16 protein-coding genes and 1 CRISPR repeat array are annotated in these 16,771 nt (G+C 52.4%); of the genes, 5 read left to right on the top strand and 11 right to left on the bottom strand.

Going from position 1 to position 16,771, the window contains the following annotated elements; all coding sequences use genetic code 11:
* The first annotated feature begins 22 nt into the window (after positions 1-22).
* Positions 23-334: a hypothetical protein gene (locus ETC05_RS02510; protein ID WP_031410110.1), complete on the top strand. Its 312-nt coding sequence runs from the start codon at positions 23-25 to the stop codon at positions 332-334.
* A gap of 71 nt (positions 335-405) precedes the next feature.
* Here the strand turns inward: ETC05_RS02510 and ETC05_RS02505 are convergent, their stop codons facing one another.
* A complete protein-coding gene (locus ETC05_RS02505) occupies positions 406-1,842 on the bottom strand; it encodes a site-specific DNA-methyltransferase (protein WP_171660292.1) in 1,437 nt (478 codons plus the stop codon).
* Positions 1,843-2,070: 228 nt separating this feature from the next.
* Positions 2,071-2,400: direct repeats of the CRISPR family, unit length 36 nt; unit sequence GTTTCAATCCTCTAAACGAGGCCTTCCTCTTTCAAG.
* A gap of 269 nt (positions 2,401-2,669) precedes the next feature.
* Here ETC05_RS02505 and ETC05_RS02500 point away from each other — a divergent pair.
* Entirely contained in the window at positions 2,670-2,873 is a 204-nt protein-coding gene (locus ETC05_RS02500; protein WP_171660094.1) for a hypothetical protein, read from the top strand.
* On the opposite strand, the gene ETC05_RS18170 is transcribed toward ETC05_RS02500, so the two are convergent.
* From ETC05_RS18170 to ETC05_RS02475, 5 genes are all read right to left on the bottom strand, one after another.
* Complete coding sequence (locus ETC05_RS18170) at positions 2,827-2,964, bottom strand: sigma 54-interacting transcriptional regulator (protein WP_368668025.1); 138 nt, start codon at positions 2,962-2,964, stop codon at positions 2,827-2,829. The two genes, ETC05_RS02500 and ETC05_RS18170, sit on opposite strands and share 47 nt — an antisense overlap.
* A gap of 144 nt (positions 2,965-3,108) precedes the next feature.
* Positions 3,109-3,690 (bottom strand): Uma2 family endonuclease, encoded by a 582-nt coding sequence (locus ETC05_RS02490; RefSeq protein ID WP_171660291.1) that lies wholly within the window; start codon positions 3,688-3,690, stop codon positions 3,109-3,111.
* Between the two features lie 137 nt (positions 3,691-3,827).
* Positions 3,828-5,291 carry an alpha-ketoglutaric semialdehyde dehydrogenase GucD gene (gucD, locus tag ETC05_RS02485; protein ID WP_171660290.1) on the bottom strand — a complete coding sequence of 488 codons (1,464 nt, stop codon included), beginning with the start codon at positions 5,289-5,291 and terminating at the stop codon, positions 3,828-3,830.
* 380 nt (positions 5,292-5,671) lie between these two features.
* Complete coding sequence (cysI, locus tag ETC05_RS02480) at positions 5,672-7,393, bottom strand: assimilatory sulfite reductase (NADPH) hemoprotein subunit (protein WP_171660289.1); 1,722 nt, start codon at positions 7,391-7,393, stop codon at positions 5,672-5,674.
* A 23-nt stretch (positions 7,394-7,416) separates the two neighbouring features.
* A complete protein-coding gene (locus tag ETC05_RS02475; protein WP_171660288.1) occupies positions 7,417-9,246 on the bottom strand; it encodes an assimilatory sulfite reductase (NADPH) flavoprotein subunit in 1,830 nt (609 codons plus the stop codon).
* Positions 9,247-9,475: 229 nt separating this feature from the next.
* Between ETC05_RS02475 and ETC05_RS02470 the strand changes: the two genes are divergently transcribed.
* Positions 9,476-10,354 (top strand): LysR family transcriptional regulator, encoded by an 879-nt coding sequence (locus ETC05_RS02470; RefSeq protein ID WP_171660287.1) that lies wholly within the window; start codon positions 9,476-9,478, stop codon positions 10,352-10,354.
* A 139-nt stretch (positions 10,355-10,493) separates the two neighbouring features.
* Here the strand turns inward: ETC05_RS02470 and ETC05_RS02465 are convergent, their stop codons facing one another.
* From ETC05_RS02465 to ETC05_RS02450, 4 genes are all read right to left on the bottom strand, one after another.
* Entirely contained in the window at positions 10,494-11,417 is a 924-nt protein-coding gene (locus ETC05_RS02465; RefSeq protein ID WP_171660286.1) for a cation diffusion facilitator family transporter, read from the bottom strand.
* Positions 11,418-11,431: 14 nt separating this feature from the next.
* Positions 11,432-11,740 carry an ArsR/SmtB family transcription factor gene (locus ETC05_RS02460; RefSeq protein ID WP_031410127.1) on the bottom strand — a complete coding sequence of 103 codons (309 nt, stop codon included), beginning with the start codon at positions 11,738-11,740 and terminating at the stop codon, positions 11,432-11,434.
* Positions 11,741-11,932: 192 nt separating this feature from the next.
* On the bottom strand, positions 11,933-12,250 hold the full coding sequence (locus ETC05_RS02455; RefSeq protein ID WP_031410129.1) for a YbjQ family protein: 318 nt from the start codon (positions 12,248-12,250) through the stop codon (positions 11,933-11,935).
* A 68-nt stretch (positions 12,251-12,318) separates the two neighbouring features.
* Positions 12,319-12,789, bottom strand: a complete 471-nt coding sequence (locus ETC05_RS02450) for a DUF2935 domain-containing protein (protein ID WP_171660285.1) — start codon at positions 12,787-12,789, stop codon at positions 12,319-12,321.
* A gap of 258 nt (positions 12,790-13,047) precedes the next feature.
* On the opposite strand from ETC05_RS02450, the gene ETC05_RS02445 reads away from it, so the two are divergent.
* Together ETC05_RS02445 and ETC05_RS02440 are read left to right on the top strand one after the other, a co-directional pair.
* A complete protein-coding gene (locus ETC05_RS02445; RefSeq protein ID WP_031410133.1) occupies positions 13,048-13,569 on the top strand; it encodes an RNA polymerase sigma factor in 522 nt (173 codons plus the stop codon).
* Between the two features lie 15 nt (positions 13,570-13,584).
* Positions 13,585-15,246, top strand: coding sequence for a LolA family protein (locus ETC05_RS02440; RefSeq protein WP_171660284.1), 1,662 nt, complete (start codon positions 13,585-13,587; stop codon positions 15,244-15,246).
* A 202-nt stretch (positions 15,247-15,448) separates the two neighbouring features.
* On the opposite strand, the gene ETC05_RS02435 is transcribed toward ETC05_RS02440, so the two are convergent.
* The gene (locus ETC05_RS02435; RefSeq protein WP_216366254.1) at positions 15,449-16,651 is read right to left on the bottom strand and encodes an MFS transporter; all 1,203 of its coding nucleotides are present in this window, start codon (positions 16,649-16,651) and stop codon (positions 15,449-15,451) included.
* Between the last annotated feature and the right edge of the window lie 120 nt (positions 16,652-16,771).

The raw sequence follows: 16,771 nt of genomic DNA, 5'->3' as shown, positions 1-16,771 counted from the left end.
ACAAGTTAGGAGGACTTAAATCATGATTGTCCACGAACTGACAGACATCGAACATTTATTCACTGAACAATTGCAAGAAGGCTACTACGTGATTCATGAAACATACCAAAACGTACTCGTTGAACCGGAAGACGGCGACACCGTCCGGCAAGTGGACGCCGGCACGGAAGAAGTCGTCACCATCGTATTTGATCCCGGCGACGAATACTCCCTCATTCTCCTTGACACCTATACTTTCGCCGACGGCATCCCGTCTTTAGCGGAGCTCAAAGAAACGATTGCCGCAGAATACGATGTCTTTATCAATGACCGTTGGGCTGCGGCGTCGTTGTAAAAAACGCCCGAAACGATGGACAGCGGAGACAGCGCCTTTCATTCACCTAGTCAAGGAACCAGCCCGTTCGCCTAGCGATCGGGCTGGTTTGATTTCCGTTCAATCCGAAACACTTGAAAACCGATATCAAGCTCCGTCTTCCCCGTTTCATAAACGATTTTCTCCCCCGCGCGGCGAATGCGCTCACGACCGATGTCGCAAATCGTCCGAAACCCAGCCCGATATGCCGCTGACGTTTCCGCCAGCCGTTCAGGAAGCTGCACCATAATGAACGACCGCCGGCCGCCGTCTTCGGCGTTTTGCTGCATCACCGCATGGGCCGTTGTCGCCGAGCCGGAAAAAAAGTCGAGGATGACGTCATCGTTCTTCGTCGTCAATGCGATCATACGCTGAATCAGCTTGACGGGCTTCGGGTAATCCATCACCGCCACCCCGTCAAACAGCTCCTTCAGCTCCTTTTTCGCCTCCTGCGAGTGGGACACCTCGTCATGCGTCCAGATCGTGAGCGGCGTCATCGTCGGTTTCACCTCGCGCAAAAATCGCTTTAAGCGCGGCACCCCGTTGCCGTCTTTACCAAACCAAATGCGGTTGTCCGCCGCCAACTCGGCAAAGCGCTCTTTCGTCACCCGCCAACAATACCCATGGGGCGGCGAAACAATCCGGCCGCTTGGGGTCACGATGTCATAAATTTTTTCCGGAATCGGCGGGCCGACCGACAAATCACCGGACGTCCACGGACCGCGCGGGTCATTGTCTGGGTTGGCATACCGCCCGTCCGCTTCCGGATGGCGCGGCAATCCGTACCAAGCCAGGCGATCGATGTTTTTCGCGTAACATAAAATAAAATCATGGTTGCGCGAGGCAAACTTGTTCATATTCACCGGCGAAAACGCCCGCTGCCAAATGAACGTCGCAACGAAATTCCGCTCACCGAAAATTTCATCGCACACCTTTTTCAAATTCGCCTGCTCCGTATCATCAATAGAGATAAAGATCGCCCCTGTTTCGGCCAACAACGCCTTCGCCGCCCAAAGACGAGGATACATCATGTTGAGCCAGCCGGCATGGGCACGCGCCTCTTCCCGCCCTAAACCTGAAGCGGCACGTTTTCGCTTGCGCCAATTGTCTTTGTACGTCAACGCTTTTCCTGTATTGTAAGGCGGATCAATGTAAATCATTTGCACTTTTCCTTCATGCGAGGAGCGCAAAAGCTTTAACGCTTCCAAATTATCCCCTTCAATGTACCAATTGCTTGTCGTCTCCCACCTCTTGCTTTTCTCCCGGTCCGGCTGCAGCACCCCCGCAACGGGCGCCTCCGCCAACCGCTTCGCCTCCGCTTTTCCCGGCCATGTAAACCCGTACACTTCGTCCTCCGCCTGGCAGCCAAGCGCCTTTTTCAGCCGCTCCCAGTCGATCGCTTCGCCCGCCACCGCCTCCGGAAAAAGCTCTTTAACCAGCTCAAGCCGCGCCCTCGCTGCTCCTTTTGCTTTCCTGCTGCCGTTTGCCATCGCACGCCCCCTCCCCCACGCCGCCTTGCCTGCGGCGTTTCTTATCCGCGAAAAAGTGCTCGTGTTTCCATTATTTCGCCATGGCAAACGGTTTTCCTGCATCCATTTCTAGCCGAAAAACAACCCCGCCTCCTGCGAAACGGAAGCGGGGAATACCATTCTCCATGTCCATGTGAAACGATTCTCTTACAAGGCGAGAGAAACCGCTAATCGGGCACTAAAATGTTTGTTTCAATCCTCTAAACGGGGCCTTCCTCTTTCAAGTGGATGGTCTGGGCGGAAGATCGCGGCATCCACCCCACTGTTTCAATCCTCTAAACGAGGCCTTCCTCTTTCAAGGATAAGGAAAAATATCTGAAATCAGGGTACATGCAAGTTTCAATCCTCTAAACGAGGCCTTCCTCTTTCAAGATCGATCAAGTGAACAGAAACATCTACGCGTTCTGTTGTTTCAATCCTCTAAACGAGGCCTTCCTCTTTCAAGGACGTTATTGCGCTCATTCAAGAAAGAAACGAAAATTTGTTTCAATCCTCTAAACGAGGCCTTCCTCTTTCAAGAGCACCTTCATTTTACCATTGATTTTCTAAGGCAGCAAGGGGCCATTTTGCACACCCCTTCCAACCCCTCGAAAAATAAAATGTGGTTATGTCAACTTGTATGATTGACCAAAAACGTCAACTGTCCAAACTTTTGATAAATCAAGGTCATGTTTCGTTTCACGAAAGAAAAACCGCCATGCACACCTCCCCTTTTTTCGCCGTTTTTGGACCGTGCACCGCGCAAAATGCGCGGGAACGAACCGAACTGGTCGGGCGGGGAAGGCGGCATGGCAGCCGAAACAGTCAGCGGCAGCGCTATTCTCTTTTCCTTACCGACTGCGGGAAGCCACCTGATCGAACACACGGCAACCGGCTCGATACATGTGCAAGACAGCACCGTCAACAACGAACGTTTGGGCTTCCCCGTGCTGCGAAGCGTAGCGCTCAAGACCTACCATTTTTCGCATGGGGAAATCCGTCCATATAGCTGAACAATTCGCTTTCCAGCAAAGCGACACGAATGGCCGCACAGTTTATAAGGACGAATGGGCGGCCAGTCCGCGGGCTTTCCTGATGAATCACCTGGGCGAACGGCTCCTTGCCGGTTCCGCTTTCCCCATCATCAACACTGGCGAGTCCGACTCTGCTGCGCGTTTCGCGATACAGACCATTTCTTGGAGTCGGGAGCTATGCTTGTTGTTATTTTGTATGTGCCTGTGCCGCTCTTTACGACGACAAAAACGCAAAAATCTCCTTCACGGAAAAACGCACCTCGGGAAACACGGTCGATGCAGCCATCCCGTTGGCGACATCGTACACGTCTTCTAGCTGAAATGTCCCCGATTGCCAAACGTATTTTTCCATCGTCTGGTGCTGGTAATCGACAAGCCAGTACTCACGGACTCCCGCTTTCTCATAATAATGAGGCTTAAGCAGGCGGTCGTTGCGGGCCGTACTCGGCGACAACACCTCCACCACAAGGTCAGGGGCGCCATAACACCGCCCTTGGCGCAGTTTCGTTCGGTCGCAAATAATGGCTAGATCCGGCAACACGGTCACGTTTCGCTTTCCTTTTTGTTCGTCTTCAAACAAAAAAACGACTTGGAGATTGCTTCCAAATACAAGGCAAGAACTTCCTTTTAACGCCATGCGAAACTCGGCAATCAAATTGGCGACCACACCTTCATGCTCATAAGGAGCTGGGGACATTAACACAATCGTTCCTTCGTACAGCTCCATCCGCTCGTCTCCAGCTAAAGAAAAAAACTCGCCCAGCGTATACCGGCGTTGCTCATCCGGTTGGCTCATGCCACTCCCCCTCTCGCACATGCTCTTTTTCTTTTTTTCTATTGTAAGCAAACCGTTCACGCACCGACAATCACCTTTCCTCCCCTCGCGCGAAAAAAAGCGCCCTGCCTAACCGGCAGCGCACTTTCATCAATGTCTTATCCTTTTACAAACACCGTCTTGATCGCCGTGAAAAACTCAAGAGCGGCCCGCCCTTGTTCTCGCGAATGGGAGCTCGACTGCTTCATGCCGCCAAACGGCGCTTGCAGTTCAACTCCTGCGCTTTCCTCATTAATCCGCACAAGCCCGGCTTCGATATCCTGAATGAACGCGAGCATCTTGCCGATATTTTTTGTGAAAATCGAGGCGCTCAATCCAAACGGCGTGTCATTGGCTAACGCCAATGCTTCCTCAAACGTCTCCACTTTGATTAAGGCGAGCACCGGCCCGAAAATTTCCTCGCGGGCGATCGTCATGTCCGGGGATACGTTCTCAAACACCGTCGGCTCCACATAAAATCCGTTGCCGAACTCCCCGTCGTCCAAGCGGCGGCCGCCGCAAAGCAATGTCGCCCCTTCTTCGATTCCTTTTTCGATATAAGAAAGCACCGTCTCCAACTGCTTCTGGCTGGCGCACGGTCCCATCCAAACGCCGTCCGCGAGTCCATTGCCGATGTTCAGTTCCTTGATCCTTGCCAACAACCGCCGTTTAAACGGTTCGTATATAGCGCTTTGCACGAAAACGCGGCTTGTCGCTGTACATTTTTGCCCCGTCGAGCGCAGCCCGCCGCTAATCGTCGCTTCGACTGCGCGGTCAAGGTCAGCGTCCTCCAGCACAATGACCGGGTTTTTGCCGCCCATTTCCAGCTGATACTTTGCCCCTCTGGCCACCGCTTTTTGGGCGATCATTTTGCCGACTTCATTGGAACCGGTGAAGGTGATCGCGTGAATATGCGGATGTTCGGCCATGACGTTGCCGATCACCGACCCTTTCCCCATCACCAAGTTGACGACCCCGGCCGGCAATCCGGCTTCGTCAAAGCACTCCATAATTTTGGCCGCCGTGACCGCCGTTTCCTGCGCCGGCTTAAACACCACCGTGTTGCCATAGACGATAGCGGGAGCGATTTTCCAAATCGGGATGGCGACGGGAAAGTTCCATGGCGTGATCACGCCGACCACTCCAAGCGGCACGCGGGTTGTAAACATGAGCGCCTCGCTGTCCGTAGAAGGAATGACCTCGCCGATGGAACGCATTCCTTCTCCAGCGTAGTAGCGCAAAATATTTACTCCCCGCTGCACCTCCCCTTTCGCTTCCGGGAGCGTTTTCCCCATTTCCCTTGTCACCGTTTCCGCAATCTCATCAAGCCGTTGCTCAAGAACGTCAGCTGCGCGGAACAAATACTCCCCGCGTTTTGGGCCAGACAATTTCCGCCATGCCGGTTGCGCTCGTCCCGCCGCTTCGACCGCGGCGTTCAAGTCCTCGATGCCGGATTGCTGCACATAGCCGACAATATCGTGAATATTGGCTGGGTTGATGCTCGGTTCGGTTTGGTTTGTGGATGAAGGGATCCATTGACCGTTAATGTAATTCAAATACGTTTGTCTTGCTCCTGCCGTCATGATCCATTCTCCTTTCCTTGAACATCATCACAACGGCCAGCCTTCTTTGAAACAATGTTTGACTGTGCCGTCGCAAACAACCTATCGCTTTACTACCATACTACTACAGTTCAAATATTTCGTAAATTCACATTCATGCGACGAAATGACAACAAGATGGCCGATCATCGTGCGTTGGCGACAAAAACATCCATGAGGAAATGTTGCTCCTCGCCCCAGCATGAACATCACGGCTCACTGACGAGTGATGTTTACAGAAAAACAGAAGGTGCCCAAAAGGATTGGGACACCTTCTTCCATCGCTATATGTGCACTGGATGCTGATCTTGAAGACAGACGACTTTTTAGGTCAGCCCCAGCCAAAATGAATCCGCATCATCTTAATCATGGAAATTCGTTCCGTCTGTGACTTCTTTGACGATGCCGGCGCGGATGACGAAGTCGCCAAAACGTTCGCCGTCAAGCCGCTCTTTCGCGTAGCGGGACAAAAGGACGCGCAGTTCGCACAAAATGTCTTCTTCGCCGATGTTTTCGCGGTACAGTTTGCCAAGGCGCGTGCCGTTGAAGGCGGCACCGAGGTACATGTTGTATTTGCCGACCGCTTTGCCGACGAAGGCGATTTCAGCGAGCACGTGGCGGGCGCAACCGTTCGGACAGCCCGTCATGCGGATCGTGATTTCTTCGTCGCGCAAGCCGTTTTCATCGATGATTTCCTCAATTTTATCGAGCAGTTTCGGCAAGTACCGCTCCGCTTCCGCCATCGCGAGACCGCATGTCGGCAGCGCCACACAGGCGAGCGCGTTGCGGCGCAAGGCGGTGTACCGGCGTCCGTCGGTCAAGCCGTACTTGGCGATCAGCGCCTCGATTTCCGGTTTTTTCTCGCTCGTCACATTGGCGATGACTAAATTTTGGTTCGGCGTCAGCCGGAAATCGCCGGTATGAACGTTGGCGATTTCGCGCAAGCCGGTCATCAGCTTGTAATCATCGTAGTCTTTGACGCGGCCGCCTTCGACAAAGAGGGTGAAATGCCACGTTCCATTGACGCCTTCGACCCAGCCGTAGCGGTCGCCGCTATGTTCAAAATGGTATGGACGCGCTTCCTCAAACTTCCAGCCCAGGCGGCGCTCAATTTCCTCTTTGACCGCTTCCAAGCCAAGCCGGTCGATCGTGTATTTGAAGCGGGCGTGTTTGCGTGACGAGCGGTTGCCGTAGTCGCGCTGCACGGTCATAATTTTCTCCGCCACGTCCACGACTTGGTCCGGACGGCAGAAGCCGATCACTTTGGCGAGCTGCGGATAGGTTGTTTTGTCGCCGTGGGTCATCCCCATGCCGCCGCCGATGGCGACGTTAAACCCGGCGAGCTTGCCGTCCTCGACAATAGCGATGAACCCAATGTCTTGCGAGAACACATCGACATCGTTAGACGGCGGAATGGCGATGCCGATTTTAAATTTCCGCGGCAAATAGGTCGGGCCGTAAATCGGTTCTTCCTCACCGTCGACTGGAGGCGTCCCCGCCACTTTTTCATCATCCAACCAAATTTCATAATACGCCCGTGTCCGCGGCAACAAATGGTCGCTGATCAGCTTCGCCCATTCGTACACTTCCGCGTGCACTTCCGATTGGTACGGATTCGGGTTGCACATCACGTTCCGATTGACGTCGCCGCAAGCGGCAAGCGTCGTCATCAAAGCGCTGTTGATGGCTTGCATCGTCTTTTTCACGTTCCATTTCAAGACGCCATGCAATTGAAACGCTTGACGCGTCGTCAGTTTCAACGTGCCGTTGGCGTATTTGCGGGCGATTTCATCCATGACCAGCCACTGCTCCGGCGTCGCCACCCCACCCGGCGTGCGGACGCGGATCATAAACTGATACGCCGGCTCAAGCTTTTGTTTTTGCCGCTCGGTGCGGACATCCCGGTCGTCTTGCAAGTAGCTGCCGTGGAACTTCATCAGCCGGTTGTCATCATCGGGAATGCCTGCGCTGAGCGGGTCTTCCATCGTTTCAGCAAGCGTGCCGCGCAAGTAACGGCTTTCCCGCTTGATGCGCTCGACATCGCTTGGCGGTCCGTCCGGCGCCGTTAAGATGACTTTCGCCATTTTCCTTCCCACTCCTTTTTCGATTAATAAACATCGCGTTGGTACCGTTTTTGCTTTTGCATCTCAGTGACATACGCTTCTGCCTGTTCGCGGCTCATACCGCCTTCTTTTTCGATAATGTCAATCAACGTCTGATGCACATCGCGTGCCATATGTTCCTTATCGCCGCATACGTAGACGACGGCGCCTTCCTCAAGCCAGCCGAACAGCTCCTTGCTTCGTTCGAGCATTCGGTGCTGAACGTACACTTTTTTCTCCGTATCGCGCGAGAAGGCGACATCCATTTTGGTCAGCACGCCGCTTTTCAGCCACGCGAGCCATTCCGTCTGGTATAAGAAATCGGTCATAAAATGTTGATCGCCAAAGAACAGCCACGATTTTCCGCTCACGCCTGTCGCCTCGCGCTCTTGCATAAAGGCCCGAAACGGCGCTACCCCGGTTCCTGGACCAATCATGATGATCGGCGTGTCCGGATCCTTCGGCAGCTTAAAATTCGGGTTCGGCTGCACAAAGACCGGCAAGGTGTCGCCGACTTGGACGCGCTCGGCGCAAAAGGTTGAGCACACCCCTTTGCGCAGGCGGCCGTAAGACTCATAGCGAACCGCCCCGATCGTCAAATGCACCTCGTCTGGATACGCGGCTAAGCTGCTCGCGATTGAGTACAGGCGCGGCGGCATTTTCCGCAGGATGGAAATGAGTTGTTGCGGCGCAGCGTCCCACGGGCCGAAATCGCGCAAGGCATCGAGCAAGTCGCGGCCTTTGGCGTATTCTTTCAGCTTCGCCTCATTGCCCGGCGCCACAAGCTCTTGAAGCGCGCTGTTTTTCGATAACGGCGCCAGTTTTTGCAACAGCGCTTTCGTCAAAACAGTGATTTCAAAATGCGACGTGAGCGCTTCTTTCAGCGACCGCACTTCCCCATCTTTATCGATCGTCACCGTTTCTTCCGGATTCCATTTCATTTCTTGGATGACAAGGTCGACAAGCTCCGGATCGTTTTTCGGGAAAATGCCGAGCGCATCGCCCGGCTCATATTTCAAGCCCGATCCTTCCAGCGACAATTCGAGATGGCGCGTTTCCTTGTTCGACCCGCGGCCGTTTAAGTTAATGTTTTCCAACACCTCGGCTGGGAACGGATTTTTCCGCGAATAGACGACAGCCGGCTCCGCTTTCGGCGCGGCGGAGACAACCGACAAAAGCGGCGCCGCTCCAACGTTGGCGTTTGCCTCTTTGCTCAACTCGCCAAGCACACCGTCAAGCCATTTCGCTGCTGCTTCCTCGTAATCGACATCGCAATCGACGCGCGGATAAAACCGCGTTCCGCCCAGCTCCTCGAGCCGCTTGTCGAAATCTTTCCCCGTCTGGCAAAAATGCTCGTACGATGTATCGCCGAGCGCCAAGACAGAGAAGCGAAGATGGTTGAGCTTTGGCGCCCGTTTGCTGTGGAGGAATTCGTAAAACGACACCGCATTGTCCGGCGGATCGCCTTCCCCATGCGTGCTCACGACAATGAGCAGCGTCTCCACTTTCTTTAATTCGTTCGGCTTAAACTCAAGCATCGACAACACTTTCGCCTCAAACCCGCGCTCCTTGAGCGCCTTGCCCGCTTTTTCCGCCAATTTTTGCGCATTGCCGGTTTGCGAGCCGTAAAGAACGGTCACTTCTTTCGAAACCGGCTTGCCGCCTCCGGCAAACAGCGCCGGCGCATTGGCGTCCAAAACGGTGACCGCCGCCTCGGCCGCAGCCAAATACCCGCTCAACCAAAGCTTTTGCGATGGCGTCAGCGTCGGCAACAAACGGTTCAGGAGCTCGATCTGCTCCTGGGTAAACGGACTGTTGGTTACTTGCAGCTGCAACGGTGTCCACCTCACAATATAAAATACAATGGAACGATTGGCGTCGTTTCGATCTCAACGACAGAACGAACACCAAATTCCATTATTCCTATAAGCCAAGTATACTTTAGCGAGGGTATCATATTTACACTTTACCGCAAAACAAAACATTAGTAAAATAAATATAAATTATTAAAACTATTAGCATTTCTAATAGTACCGTCATCATCGGAACGGAGGAGAGGCGGGCATGTACTATGAAGAATTAAAAACGTTCATCACCTTAGCCGAAGTGAAAAACTTCACCAAGACTGCAGAAATTCTCCATTTGTCACAGCCAAGCGTCAGTCTGCACATCAAAAATTTGGAAAAAGAATTTCAGACGAAACTGTTCATCCGTTCCCCCAAGCGGCTGCGCATGACGCCGACCGGCGAGCTCCTATACGACCGCGCCAAACAAATGGTGGCGCTTTATGAACAGACAAAACAAGACATTTTAGAGCACCACCAGTCCGTAAAAGGGGAATTGAAAATCGGCGCCAGCTTTACGATTGGAGAATATATTTTGCCGCCCCTGTTGCCTGATTTCCAACAGCGCTATCCAGAGTTGGAACTTGAAGTGATGATCGGCAACACAAAAGAAATTGTCGAATGGGTCAAGTCTTATCAAGTTGACATCGGCTTGATCGAGGGACAAACGAACGAAAAAGAATTATCCGTTCATCCGTTCATGCAAGATGAGCTCGTCATCATCGCTTCCAACCGCCACAAACTGGCGCAAAAAGAGGAAGTGACCATCGCCGACTTGCAGGACGAAGCGTGGGTGGCGCGCGAAGTCGGATCGGGGACAAGGGAATATTTCAACCATTTCATCCGCTCGAACGGGCTGAAAGTCCAATCGCTCATGATCATCAGCAGCAACCAAGGCATTAAAGAAACCTTGATTAACGGCAACGCCTTGTCCCTTTTGTCGCGCAGCGTCGTCGCCCGCGACATCGAGCACGGCCATCTGTCAGTCATCCGCTTGAAGCACCCGCCGTTTTACCGGATGTTTTCCTACATTTATTCTCCGATTATGGAAAACAAGCAAAGCGTGCGTATTTTTCTTGACAGATTGCAAAACCGCTAAACGGCGAAGGCGTTTCCCGCACGGCCTCCGTCTCGGGCACACCCCCATCGCCTCCATGGGATCAACGGTTCACGGCCGCCTAAGGCAGCAGACATATGCCGGGCAAACAAGAGAGGGCGGGGCCACGAACGGCCCGCCCTTACACTTCCATTTCGCTATGGCGGATATGTGGCATTTCGATTTGAATGGTCGCATGGCGAATGTGAAAACGGGTTTCCACTAAATCAATCGCCTGCTGCAAAATCGCCTGCGCATCGCGGCCATCTTCAATGAGCAGATGGCAGCTTAACGAATCGAGTCCGGAGGTGATCGTCCAAATATGCAAATCATGGACATCCACCACCCCTTCAATGCCCGAAAGCGCCGTTTTGACTTCTGCTTGGTCAATGGCCATAGGCGTCCCTTCCATTAAAATGTGCACCGTCTGCCGTACGACGGCGAAGGCCCCTTTCAAAATCAAAACGGCGACCAATATGGAAATGAGCGGATCGGCCGCATACCAGCCAAACAACCACATGACAAGCCCCGCCGCGATTGCGCCGACCGAACCTAGCGCATCGCCAAGGACATGGAGATACGCGCTGCGGACATTGACATTTTCTTTAACGTCTCCTTGGCGCAACAACACCCACGCGCTGACGAGATTGGCCACCAGCCCGACGGCCGCCACGGCCATCATCATTCCGCTCGCGACATCAGGAGGATTCACCAGCCTGCCTGCCGCTTCCCAAATAATCCAAGCCGCAATCCCCATCAGCGTGACCCCGTTTACGAGCGCCGCTAAAATCTCAAACCTGTAAAACCCATACGTTCTCTTCGGCGACGCGGGCCTGGACGCCAGCCACACCGCCACCAAGCTTAACAAAAGCGAAGCCGCATCACTCAGCATATGCCCCGAATCGGAAAGAAGAGCCAAGCTGTTCGTCACAAGCCCGCCGACAAACTCGAGCACCATAATCCCGACCGTTACGCCAAAGGCGATCGCCAACCCTTTTTGATTTCCCTCTCTGCTGTGATGATGCCCGTGATGGTGATCGCAATGGCCATGTGCATGATGATGCATCCATTCTCTCCCCCTCATGAATGTTGCGCGTGATCAACCGCCTGCTTGAGCAACGAAATGACATGTTCGTCATCGCACGAGTACACCAACATCTTCCCCTCGCGGCGATATTTGACAAGCCGCAACGTCCGCAGCAGCGCCAACTGATGGGAAACCGCCGATTGCGACATGCCGAGCACTTCCGCAATATGGCCTACATGGCATTCTTCCTGCGACAACAAATGCAAGATTTTGATCCGAGTCGGATCCGCTAGGGCTTTAAAAATTCGTGACACTTCCTCAATCACACGTGGATCTAAAAACGAATGATCCTCTGCGTTCATGGCTGTTCCCCCACACTTTAATATATGAGCATTTGTTCATATATGTGAATCATAAGTCGCTTTTTTTCTTCCGTCAAGCCTATTTCAAGCGGCAAAACTCCATCAGCATCAACAGCCGATGACTCGACACCTCCACGACCGGCAGCCGACAAAGCAAAAAAGCAGGGGCCGATAGACCCGCTGCTTTCCCATTTACGATTTCAGCCGCACCGCCGTTCCCGTCGCAATGCACATCATCATGCCATCGCGCAGCGTTTCAAAATCGAGATCCACCCCGATCACGGCGTTGGCGCCAAGGCTTCTCGCCTGATTGACCATCTCCTTGATCGCCGTCTCCCGCCCTTCGGCCAGCTTGCTTTCATACGTTCCGCTTCGTCCGCCGATGATGTCCGTAATGCTGGCGAGAAAATCGCGGATGACATTGGCGCCCAAAATGACCTCTCCCGCTACAATGCCCAAATATTCTTCAATTTCTTTTCCTTCAATGGTATTGGTGGTCGTGACAATCACAGCCATGCCCCCCTTGCGGCTCCTCATGATTAGGTGAAACGCCCGACTTCATTATACTACTTTCCATCTTATGACGTCGCCGATGAATCTGTCCGCGGTGCAGCCGATGCCGAATAAGTCCCGTACAGCAACAACTGCGCGATGCCGACAAAATACTCCGATTCGCGAATGATGTGATCGAGCACCACCTTGGCGGTGGGGTTTTGGCTGACGGCTTTGCTGCGGGTTTTGATTTGCCGGCATAATTCGATAAACTGAAGGCTTTGCTGCAGGCAATGCGACACAAAATGGAGCGCTTGCTGATGCAGTTGTGCGGGAACGTAATGGCCGGCCCGAACCACCGACTCGATATAGCGGACCGCTTGCTGATGCGTAGCCGAAAGAGCCTCTTCCCACTTTTTCAACGCTTCCACATATGGCGCTTCCAATCCGGATACAAGCTCGCGAATGACGACCGTATGCTCCTCTTCTTGGTGTTTCCAGAATTCAATCTCATCCAAAATGCGCAGCGGCATGTGTGGGCCATAGTAAAATTGCACGCTCTTCCCTCCCTGTTTCCCCTCTTCTTTCAGTGTATGGGTAAAACAACGCGGATATGCACCATGATCGAAATGATCGCAGCCTTCGTCCTTGTTTTACCTTGAAGATCGGCATAGCGACATGCATAGAAAAACCGTTATCCAACCGATGGACACAGTTTCATCGATCAAAAAAACTTCCATGGCCGTAACGTTTTAAGCAGCTTCATCGTTTTTATTAGCGTAAATGACCCGATCGGGAAAAAGGAGTTACGATGTATGGTTCATACGAATGAAGACAGCCGCGTCAACTGGATCGAACAGTTATGCCTTTCCACTTGGGAGTCGGTCTACCGATTGATCTATTTTAAGGTCCAAAACCGTGAAGAAGCGGAAGACATCACACAAGAAACGTATGTCAGGGCCATCCCCTATTTGCAAAAAAACCACGTCCCCCCTGATAAACAGATGGCCTTTCTAAAAACAGTAGCCTTGAATATCATCCGAGATCGCTGGCGGCAGCACCAACGTCGGGGAACCACGGCCGATTTGGAAGCCATTGCCCCCAAAGAGGCGGCCTTTGAGGATCCTGCGGAATGGAGTGTACAGCGCATGGCGATCGAAAAAGCGCTAAATGAACTCAATGAAGAGCAACGCACCGTGATCGAACTAAGAATTATGAAAGGATATTCCGTTGCGGAAACCGCCCAAATCATGAACAAAAAAGAAACAACCATTCGCGTAATGCAGCATCGGGCATTGCAGTCTCTTACCCGCATTTTACATGACGGGATGAAATGAAGGAGGAGTCCATCGATGCATGACAACGAACGCCGATTATCCGATTATATCGATCAATTGAACGCCGAAAAAAAACCAAAAGACCATGAACATTCAGGGGCAGATCCCGAATTGCAAAAGCTGTTCCATACCGTCAGGCTCGTCCGCAGCCTCAGGGAGCCTGCCATGCCGGAGCGGGATTTTCCGGCCAAACTGGTCCATGCGGTCACCGATCAACTAGTGCAAACAAAACAAAAAAAGAAAAAACGGGCCTGGATGGCCAGCATCGCCAGCATCGCGGCTATGTTGGCCCTATCGCTGCTGATCCATTTCGCTTCACTCTTTGACCATCCCAACATTGTAAAGGCGATGGAAAAAGCCTTTCAAGACGTCAACGCCTACCATGGATTTCTGGAAATTGTCGAAACGAATGCCCAAGGCAAGACGACCACGCAAGCCAAATTGGAAATTTGGGCCGACAAACATGGACACTATTATATACAAGAACTGGAAGGTTCAAACAAAGGGCTGATTACCGTCAATAACGGGCAAACGAAATGGCAGATCCGGCCTTCCGAAAAACAAGTTCATCGATTTCCTGCCTTCCCTGATCCGTATCGTTTTGCCTTTGAACTCGGAAACGAAATCAAAGGGATCAAACAAGCCATATCAACGAACATCGTCGGGGAAGAAAAGGCAGCCAACCGTCCATCTTGGATTGTCGAAGTCACCCCACAAGGAGGGAAGCCTTATCGGATATGGATTGATAAAGAAACCCGTCTTCCGTTGCAAAAACAATATGCGATGCAGCATGGGATCCAATACAAAATGACGTACACAAAAATCGAATGGAACCATGCTATCCCTAAAAAACTGCTGACTTATCATGTACCAAAAGGGTTTCAGGAAATCAACCAAAACCCGGAACAAATCGTCACTAGCCTCAGTGAAGTAAAGGAGGCCATCGGATTTCTGCCTGACGTGATCAACCAGATTCCAACCGGCTATGTCCAAGACCGCATCGCAGTCGTACCAGACAAAAAACTTGTCAAAATCTATTACCGAGCGTCGAACAAAGAGATCGTCATCATCCAAGGAAAAGCCACCGGCGAATGGAAACTTGCCCCAACCGCGATGGTAGGGAAAATCCATCACCAGACTGCTGAAATTCAATCGCCGATTGTGGAAGAGTCAGGCGTGCTCGGGGCAGGCGGACCGTATGCCGGCCTGACGAACCTCCATTCCATCCGCTGGCGGCAAAACGGGTTCGAATATGCTGTTATCGGCCATGCCTCTTTGGAGGACTTGATCGCATTCACTAAAGAGCTGACAAATGGAGCCTTTGAAATGCCTGCAAAAGAGGATCCATCCTCATTCAAGCCAAAAGTGAACGTTCCTGTTGACTTGGAACAAGAAAAGAACGATCAAAAAAGTGTTGATGCGGGCAGCTCGCCGTGGAAATTAGATCCTGTGTTTGTAGCCCAAGTATTTGTAAGCCTGCAAATGTCTCCTGAAGGCATTACCGGAGACTACCCGATTCGTTATGAAGACTTGCGCATCATTCAAAACAATGGCAAGGAAGCCATCGTGGAAGTGAACGCCCACAACGCGCCTATCAAGCGCGTGTACTTGAAACGGCTGATCCGACAAGACGCGACGGGAATATGGACAGTGATCGGGTATGATCCTGCTCCATAAGGTTCACAGAGATGAATACTGATCCTCCTCACTGCCTGCATCATGAAAAAAGGAGAACAGTCATCCCCTGTTCTCCTTTTTCTTCTTTCATTCCCATGCGCACGTCCACTCCTCATCAAAAGCCCCCATGGATGTGTACACCCGAAACTCTGATAGCTTAATCTGTCGTTTACGTTGGGCGCCACAAGCATCCTCTGGTCCGTCACTGTCGCTTCTCTGGCGGCGAAACGGGCCGAATTGGCATCAAGCAACCGATGAGCGCCACCGCCGCACCGGCGAGGAAAAGATATGAAAACCCCATCGTCGCCAAGGCACCGACGCCGCTAAAAACGAGCATGTCGCATAGGCTATCGACGATCGATAAGAGTGAAATCGTTGTCGCACGCACATGCGACGGGATGAGGTCGTTCGACAATTGCGAATATACCGGGTAGCGCACCGCCCGCACAAAACGAAGCGCGACCATCGCCCCAACCAGTGAAAGAAGCCTATCACCGTAAAGCGCCACGACCACAAGCGCTAACACGCCAAGCACGCCGGTCGCATGCATAAGACCGATCCGCGAAAAATGCGTTGTCAGCCAACCGATGGATCTTGACACCGCAAAACTGAACACGGCGAGAGAGCCAAGCACAACGCCGATGAACGACACGGGGAGCCCGACGTCGTACAACAGCTTGTCGCTAAAGTTTTCGAAAATCGCCGTCGTTGGTATAAAGACAAGCGTTACATTGAGAAACATCCAAAGCACTTCAGGTGCTTGAATGATCGCCCATATCCCTTCTTTCACTTGCGAAAGCGGCTTCCCTCGATACGCGCTGTGGCCCGGCGGGCTTTTCACTAAACACACGAGCGCGAGTCGCACGCATTGAAATGCGACGCCCAAAACAAGGAGCAAGTTGAATTGCTCATTCGTCAAATCTTTGGCCACGAGCGCCCCAACGACAAGCGCCGCCACCGTCACAGCAAATTGCGCCGACTGAATGACGCCCATCGCCCGATCCATCAAATGTTCCTCGTTCGACGATTTCAGCGACTCGTAAATAAGCGCCTCGTCCGCACCGCTGAAGCAAGAGGCGGCAAACCCGCTGAAAAAATTGCTCATGAAAAAGAGCCAAGGTTCACCCGCCCAAAGGAGCATCGCATGGCTTATGATGCTGAAAACACTTCCGAGCACAAACGCCCGTTTCGCCCCGTATCGGTCCGCGAGCATGCTCGTCGGCACTTCTCCGGCCAGAACACCGAGACTCCAGCAAAACATCACCGATAAAATCAGTGCCTCATCTAAACCGCGCGAAAAATAAAAGAGTGCGAGCACCGGCTGAATAAACTTCACGCTTCCAAACAAATCTGCCCAAAATAGCACGCGAATGTTATGGGCAGCCAGCGTTCCTTTCTTTATCATGTTGAATCCTCCTGCTTTCATGCGTACTCCGATGTCGTCAGCAAGCAGGAGTGAAAGGCGCTGATGGATTCGTTATCGATTCTTTCGTTGACTAATCAATCAGACACCGCTTTCCTCTTT

The sequence above is a fragment of the Geobacillus sp. BMUD genome, assembly GCF_013096845.1.
Classification (GTDB): Bacteria; Bacillota; Bacilli; order Bacillales; family Anoxybacillaceae; genus Geobacillus; species Geobacillus vulcani.
The sequence above is the reverse complement of the archived record's forward strand: the minus strand, read 5'-3'. Positions and strand labels throughout refer to the sequence as shown.

What these genes read in the sequence shown, in the direction of transcription:
- ETC05_RS02440 (WP_171660284.1), top strand. Translation starts at nt 13,585, where the DNA reads ATGCATGACAACGAACGCCGATTATCCGATTATATCGATCAATTGAAC.
- ETC05_RS02465 (WP_171660286.1), bottom strand. Translation starts at nt 11,417, where the DNA reads ATGCATCATCATGCACATGGCCATTGCGATCACCATCACGGGCATCAT.
- cysI (WP_171660289.1), bottom strand. Translation starts at nt 7,393, where the DNA reads ATGGCGAAAGTCATCTTAACGGCGCCGGACGGACCGCCAAGCGATGTC.
- ETC05_RS02445 (WP_031410133.1), top strand. Translation starts at nt 13,048, where the DNA reads ATGGTTCATACGAATGAAGACAGCCGCGTCAACTGGATCGAACAGTTA.
- ETC05_RS02470 (WP_171660287.1), top strand. Translation starts at nt 9,476, where the DNA reads ATGTACTATGAAGAATTAAAAACGTTCATCACCTTAGCCGAAGTGAAA.
- ETC05_RS02510 (WP_031410110.1), top strand. Translation starts at nt 23, where the DNA reads ATGATTGTCCACGAACTGACAGACATCGAACATTTATTCACTGAACAA.
- ETC05_RS02460 (WP_031410127.1), bottom strand. Translation starts at nt 11,740, where the DNA reads ATGAACGCAGAGGATCATTCGTTTTTAGATCCACGTGTGATTGAGGAA.
- ETC05_RS02500 (WP_171660094.1), top strand. Translation starts at nt 2,670, where the DNA reads ATGGCAGCCGAAACAGTCAGCGGCAGCGCTATTCTCTTTTCCTTACCG.
- ETC05_RS02435 (WP_216366254.1), bottom strand. Translation starts at nt 16,651, where the DNA reads ATGATAAAGAAAGGAACGCTGGCTGCCCATAACATTCGCGTGCTATTT.
- gucD (WP_171660290.1), bottom strand. Translation starts at nt 5,291, where the DNA reads ATGACGGCAGGAGCAAGACAAACGTATTTGAATTACATTAACGGTCAA.
- ETC05_RS02505 (WP_171660292.1), bottom strand. Translation starts at nt 1,842, where the DNA reads ATGGCAAACGGCAGCAGGAAAGCAAAAGGAGCAGCGAGGGCGCGGCTT.
- ETC05_RS02490 (WP_171660291.1), bottom strand. Translation starts at nt 3,690, where the DNA reads ATGAGCCAACCGGATGAGCAACGCCGGTATACGCTGGGCGAGTTTTTT.